The organism is Mesorhizobium sp. M7A.F.Ca.US.005.03.2.1 (assembly GCF_003997795.1).
Classification (GTDB): domain Bacteria; phylum Pseudomonadota; class Alphaproteobacteria; order Rhizobiales; family Rhizobiaceae; genus Mesorhizobium; species Mesorhizobium ciceri.
In genome coordinates, this window is record NZ_RZRP01000929.1 from 1 (window position 1) to 2,311 (window position 2,311).

General features: G+C 60.6%; 2 protein-coding genes and 1 pseudogene. 2 read left to right on the plus strand and 1 reads right to left on the minus strand.

Annotated features, from left to right (window positions below; all coding sequences use genetic code 11):
• Nucleotides 1–546 (plus strand): annotated as a pseudogene (locus EN991_RS32700) (alpha/beta hydrolase); the annotation flags it as partial.
• A gap of 27 nt (nt 547–573) precedes the next feature.
• Here EN991_RS32700 and EN991_RS32705 read toward each other — a convergent pair.
• Nucleotides 574–1,626: a DUF1176 domain-containing protein gene (locus EN991_RS32705; RefSeq protein WP_127370290.1), complete on the minus strand. Its 1,053-nt coding sequence runs from the start codon at nt 1,624–1,626 to the stop codon at nt 574–576.
• A 138-nt stretch (nt 1,627–1,764) separates the two neighbouring features.
• On the opposite strand from EN991_RS32705, the gene EN991_RS32710 reads away from it, so the two are divergent.
• Nucleotides 1,765–2,271, plus strand: coding sequence for a DUF1993 family protein (locus EN991_RS32710; RefSeq protein ID WP_063167831.1), 507 nt, complete (start codon nt 1,765–1,767; stop codon nt 2,269–2,271).
• The last annotated feature ends 40 nt before the right edge of the window (nt 2,272–2,311 follow it).

Genomic DNA, 2,311 nt, shown 5'->3' on the forward strand with positions numbered 1-2,311 from the left:
CTGCACGGGCAGGGCGGCAGCCGCAAGCAAGGCGTCGACGACTTCACCTTCGGCGGCAATTTCAACCGGCTCAAGAACCTGATGGCCAGCAATGGCGGCCTCTACCTTAGCCCGGATTTTACCGATTTCGGCGACAAGGGAGCAGCGCAGGTGGCAGCGCTGATCGGTCACTATGCCGACCGGTCGCCAGGCGCGAAGATCTTCGTTGCCTGCGGATCGATGGGTGGTGCGCTGTGCTGGAAGCTTGCCGCGCGCAAGGACATGGGCGGCCGCATCAACGGCCTGCTGCTGCTCGGCTCGCTATGGGATGAGAGCTTTTTCACCAGCCCAGCATTCAAGCGCCGTGTGCCGGTCTTTTTCGGCCAGGGCAGTCACGACGTGGTCTTCCCAGTGGCAAATCAGGAGGCATTCTTTCGCTCGATCCTGGCCAAATCGAAGACTTACCCGACCCGTTTCGTTCGTTTCGAGACCGGCACCCATGGCACCCCGATCCGCATGACCGACTGGCGCGGCACGCTCAACTGGATGCTGTCGAAGTCGCCCTGACAGGCTGCCTGCAAGCCCGTGTGACGCTCAAGGCGCAGTGTTGTAGTCGACGACAGTCTCGGGATTTTGCTCGCCGTCATATGATGCATCGACGTCGTACTGGACCAGCGAGAAATTGCCGTTGCGGAACAGATACGTGCCGGCGTCGGAAGCATCGCCGACCCCGCGCCACTTGTTGAACGTGGTGATCGTCTGGGTGGCCTCGTCATAGTCGGAATTGACCGCCCAGCCGGACGTCTGGAAACCGACGATGCTCATGCCCAGCAATTTGCCGTTGCTGTCATTGTTCTCGTAGCGGATGTCCATCTTGGGTTCGGCGAATTGCAATTGCTGCACGGCCGATGTCTCGTCGGTCATATAATAGACCGAGCTTTCATTGTAGGCGGCGGCCGAGCAGGAAAAATGGAACAGCCGCGTCTCCTTGTCGGGGTCGCCGGGCTGCGCATCCTTGTCCTTGTATTTGATTGAAAAGACCGTTGGCTCGTCGGCCAGGAACTGTTTGTCGCACTGGCCGCCATAGGTTGCCAGAAACGCCTTCTTTGCCTGCTCCAGCGCAGTGTCCTTCTTCGGTGGCGGCGGCCCGTCGCCGCAGCTTGGCGGCAGCGCCTCCTCGAAATCGGCGGTGGAGGGTTTCAGTGCCCCATTCTCGATGTGGATCGGATCGAAGGGTGGCTCCGCCTGGATCTGGGCATTCACCTGGCGCAGCGTGTAGCAGCCGGCAAAAACCTTTTCGCCGCCGCTCTTGTCGGTGGCGCGGATGGCGACGGGCACGTTGTAGAAAATGCTGCCGGCCGCACCTTCGTCGGAAACCGCCCCGGTCAAGACCTCGACCTTGTCGGTGCCGTCATAGCCCTTGACGAAACTGTCGAAATCCTTTGCCGGTTTTGTATCGCCGAAATACCCCCAGGCGCGGGCGAATTCGTGCCGGGTGATGGCGCTGTAGAGCGAACGAACAACAGCATCGGCGCTCGACCGGTCGTCGACATAGGGCGCTTCGGGGGCATCTTCGGCTGCCAAGGTCGTTTGACCGATCGGGGCCAGGGAGAGAAAGGCAGTCGCTGCGAAAAGGGCGCATCTCATCGGGAACCTCCGCTCGATAAGAGGATTCTACGACGGCGATTGCGGCAACGTGGTGACGCGGCGTCGGCGGCCTTGAAAAATCCTGCACGAAGGCGCTACGTCGCGTCCGCCGGCGCTGGGCCGGGCAGGAGATTTGACGTGACGATATCGATGTATGAGGCATCCGTGCCGGTGTTTTCGGCTAGGCTGAAAGCGCTTTCCAATGTGCTTGCGACCGCCGAACAGAATGCGCTGGACCGCAAGATAGACCCGCAGGTTTTTCTGACGGCGCGGCTGGCGCCGGACATGTTCGCCTTGACCAGGCAGGTGCAGATCGCCACCGATCATGCCAAGGGCGCGCCGTCACGGCTCGCCGGCCGCGAAGTGCCGAAATACGAGGACAATGAGGCGAGTTTTGCCGATGTCCAGGCTCGCATCACGAAGACGCTCGACCTTCTCGCGACATTTTCGGCTGCCGAATTCGACGGCTCCGATGACAAGATCATCGAGCTGAAGCTTGGTGGACGCGAAAGCTCGATGCCCGGCCTGCAGTATCTGCTGCATGTGGCCATGCCCAACTTCTATTTCCATCTCACCACGGCTTACGACATCCTTCGCCACAATGGCGTACCGTTGGGCAAGGCGACGTTCCTGGGATCGCGCTAAGGAATTGAATTTTTTGGAGGTGTCCCGGACCGATCCGGGA